Origin of the sequence: Streptomyces sp. NPDC059524 (assembly GCF_042749255.1) — a bacterium.
GTDB lineage: Bacteria > Actinomycetota > Actinomycetes > Streptomycetales > Streptomycetaceae > Streptomyces > Streptomyces xanthii.
Genome location: NZ_JBHYTK010000086.1, coordinates 29,675 through 33,609, shown reverse-complemented (window position 1 = coordinate 33,609; position 3,935 = coordinate 29,675). Strand labels below are relative to the sequence as shown.

General features: G+C 71.2%; 3 protein-coding genes. All 3 read left to right on the top strand.

Annotated features, from left to right (window positions below):
• The first annotated feature begins 151 nt into the window (after positions 1–151).
• The 3 genes from ACFW9D_RS23240 to ACFW9D_RS23230 are packed head-to-tail and all read left to right on the top strand — an operon-like array spanning position 152 to position 3,800.
• Positions 152–1,144 carry a carbohydrate ABC transporter permease gene (locus tag ACFW9D_RS23240; RefSeq protein ID WP_188340329.1) on the top strand — a complete coding sequence of 331 codons (993 nt, stop codon included), beginning with the start codon at positions 152–154 and terminating at the stop codon, positions 1,142–1,144.
• A gap of 19 nt (positions 1,145–1,163) precedes the next feature.
• The gene (locus ACFW9D_RS23235; RefSeq protein ID WP_384624363.1) at positions 1,164–2,084 is read left to right on the top strand and encodes a sugar ABC transporter permease; all 921 of its coding nucleotides are present in this window, start codon (positions 1,164–1,166) and stop codon (positions 2,082–2,084) included.
• Positions 2,085–2,135: 51 nt separating this feature from the next.
• Entirely contained in the window at positions 2,136–3,800 is a 1,665-nt protein-coding gene (locus tag ACFW9D_RS23230; protein WP_384624361.1) for a glycoside hydrolase family 13 protein, read from the top strand.
• Positions 3,801–3,935 lie beyond the last annotated feature (135 nt).

Genomic DNA, 3,935 nt, shown 5'->3' with positions numbered 1-3,935 from the left:
TCGCCACCCGCGCGCCGCCTTACACCACGCGGGCCCCGGCATAACCCAGGGCCCCCCGGGGGCCCGGTCGCCCCCGCGGCCGGTGCGCGCCCCGACGGGGGAGGGCGCGACCCGGCGTCGAACCGCCCCGCCCCATGCAGAAGGTGCCCGCATGACCCTCGCCGTCGAACGACCGGCCACCAAGAGCCGCCCGCCGCGCCCCGGACCGATCCGGCGCCTCAAGGACTCGTACCGCAAGTACTGGTACGCGTACGCGATGATCGCCCCGGTCGTCGTCGTGCTCGGCGTCCTCGTCGGCTACCCGCTCGCACGGGGCTTCTACCTGACGCTCACCGACGCCAACAGCCTGAACTCGGCGCGCACGATCGGCGTCAACCACATCGACGCCACCTACCAGTTCATCGGCCTCGACAACTACGCCGACATCCTGTGGGGCCCCGCCTCCTACGACCGCTTCTGGTCCCACTTCATCTGGACCGTCGTCTGGACGGCCGTCTGCGTCGCCCTGCACTACGTCATCGGCCTCGGCCTCGCGCTGCTGCTCAACGAGAAGATGCGCGGCCGCACCCTCTACCGGCTGCTGCTCATCCTGCCCTGGGCGGTGCCCACCTTCGTCACCGTCTTCGCGTGGCGGATCATGCTCGCGGACTCCGGGATCATCAACTCCACCCTCGGCTCGCTGCACCTGCCGCAGCCGCAGTGGCTGGAGGACCCCACGTTCCAGCGGATCGCCGCGATCCTCGTCAACACCTGGTGCGGCGTCCCGTTCATGATGATCTCGCTGCTCGGCGGACTCCAGTCCATCGACTCCTCGCTCTACGAGGCCGCCGAGATGGACGGCGCGAACGCCTGGCAGCGCTTCCGGCACATCACCCTGCCGGGCCTCAGGTCGGTCAGCTCCACCGTCGTGCTCCTCGGCGTGATCTGGACCTTCAACCAGTTCGCCATCATCTTCCTGCTGTTCGGCAACACGGCGCCGGACGCCCAGATCCTCGTCACCTGGGCCTACCGGCTCGGCTTCGGCCAGCAGCCGCGCGACTTCGCCCAGTCCGCCGCCTACGGCGTGCTGCTGCTGTCGATCCTCACCGTCTTCACGACCTTCTACTACCGCTGGTTGAAGCGCAATGAGCAGCTCGCCGTCTGACGCCGCAGGAGCCACCACCATGAGCACCACGACCGCACCGCAGATCCCCGCGGCGCAGACCGCGACCGACGACGACCGCCCGGCCGTCAAGGCACCCAAGGTGCGCCGCCGGGGCGAGCGCGGCCCGCTGGGCAAGGCGGTCGCGCACGGCGTCCTCGGCATCGCGAGCCTCATCGCCCTGTTCCCGATCGTCTGGCTCGTCTACCTGTCCTTCGGCCCGGACAAGGACGACTACCTGCACCCCGGCGGCATCGCCGGCAAGGCGACACTCTCCAACTACTCGCAGGTGCTGCAGCACACCAACTTCTTCCAGTGGATGGAGTCGACGCTGATCATCGCGCTCGGCACCACCCTCGTCGGAGTCCTGTTCGCCGCGACGACCGGCTACGCGGTCTCCCGCATGCGCTTTCCCGGCTACCGGCCGCTGATGTGGGTCCTGCTGCTCACGCAGGCGTTCCCCATCGCCGTCCTCATCGTGCCGATGTACGAGATCTTCTCGGAGCTGGGCCTCATCGACACGTACCAGGGCGTCATCCTGGTCAACTGCACCACGATCGTCCCCTACTGCACCTGGCTGATGAAGGGCTACTTCGACACCGTCCCGATCGAGATCGACGAGGCCGGCCGGATCGACGGACTGAGCCCCTTCGGCACCTTCTGGCGGCTCATCCTGCCGCTGGCCAAGCCGGGCATCGCCGTCGCCGCGTTCTACAGCTTCATCACGGCGTTCGCCGAGGTGCCCTTCGCGTCCACGTTCCTGCTCGACGACTCCAAGTACACCTTCGCGGTGGGCCTGCAGAGCTTCATCAGCGAGCACGACGCCCAGTGGAACCTGATGGCCGCCACCGCGGTGTTGATCGCCATCCCGGTCACCGCCTTCTTCTACCTTGTCCAGAAGCACCTGGTCACCGGCCTCACGGCAGGCGGCACCAAGGGCTGAACCCCCACCCACGACCGACCAGTTGCCAGCTCCTTACGCAGCAAGGACACCATGAGCCAGCACCCCACCGACACCGCACCGGCCGGCGCCACGACCACCCGCGAGGCCGCGGACTGGTGGCGCGACGCCGTCATCTACCAGGTGTACCCGCGCAGTTTCGCCGACAGCGACGGCGACGGCACGGGCGACCTCGAAGGCATCCGGCAGCGCCTGCCGTACCTGCGCGACCTGGGCGTGGACGCGGTCTGGCTGAGCCCGTTCTACGCCTCCCCGCAGGCCGACGGCGGCTACGACGTCGCCGACTACCGGGCCGTCGACCCCATGTACGGCACCCTTCTCGACGCCGACGCCGTCATCCGGGACGCCCACGGGCTCGGCCTGCGCGTCATCGTCGACCTCGTGCCCAACCACTCCTCCGACCAGCACGAGTGGTTCAAGCGCGCCGTCGCCGAGGGCCCCGGCTCGCCGCTGCGCGAGCGCTACCACTTCCGCCCCGGAAAGGGCGCACACGGCGAACTGCCGCCCAACGACTGGGAGTCCATCTTCGGCGGCCCCGCCTGGACCCGGCTCCCCGACGGCGAGTGGTACCTGCACCTCTTCGCCCCCGAGCAGCCCGACCTGAACTGGGAGCACCCGGCCGTCGCCGACGAGTTCCGCTCCATCCTGCGGTTCTGGCTCGACATGGGCGTCGACGGCTTCCGTATCGACGTCGCCCACGGCCTGGTCAAGGCCGAGGGCCTGCCCGACCTCGGCGGCCACGACCAGCTCAAGCTGCTCGGCAACGACGTCATGCCGTTCTTCGACCAGGACGGCGTCCACGCCGTCTACCGCTCGTGGCGGCTCATCCTCGACGAGTACGACGGTGACCGCATCTTCGTCGCCGAGGCCTGGACTCCGACCGTCGAGCGCACCGCGAACTACGTGCGCCCCGACGAGCTGCACCAGGCCTTCAACTTCCAGTACCTGGGCGCCCCCTGGGAGGCCGAGGAGCTGCGCCGCATCATCGACAGCTCCCTCGACGCCATGCGCCCCGTCGGCGCCCCGGCCACCTGGGTCCTGTCCAACCACGACGTCACCCGGCACGCCACGCGTTACGCCAACCCGCCGGGCCTCGGCACCCAGATCCGTACCCCCGGCGACCGCGAACTCGGCCTGCGCCGGGCCCGCGCCGCCACCCTCCTGATGCTGGCGCTGCCCGGCTCCGCCTACGTCTACCAGGGCGAGGAGCTCGGCCTGCCCGACGTCACCGACCTGCCCGACGAGGTGCGCCAGGACCCGTCGTTCTTCCGCGCCCAGGGCCAGGACGGCTACCGCGACGGCTGCCGGGTGCCGATCCCGTGGACCCGCACCGGCTCCTCGTACGGCTTCGGCAGCGGGGGCAGCTGGCTGCCGCAGCCCGAGAGCTGGGGCGAGCTGAGCGTCGAGGCGCAGACCGGCGTCGCCGGCTCCACCCTGGAGCTGTACCGCGCCGCGCTCGCCGTGCGCCGCGAGGAGCCGGGCCTCGGCGCCGGCACCGACGTGGTGTGGGACGACGAGGTGCCGCCGGGCATCCTGCGGTTCGACCGGCCGGGCTTCGCCTGCACCGTGAACACCACCGGAACCGCTGTGCGCATCGCCGCCCCCGGCCGGGTGCTCCTCGCCTCGGGGCCGGTCACCGTCGCCGACGGCCTGGTCGAGCTGACCGCCGACACGACCGTGTGGTGGGCCACCGCGTAGGACAGGGAAGAATGGGGGGGGGGGGGGGGGGGGCGCCCCCCCCCCCCCCGCGGGCGCGCGCGCGGGGTGGGGCGCCCCCCGCCGGGCGCCCCCCCCCCGCGGCGGCGGGGCCCCCCCGCGGTGGAGCCGCGGGCC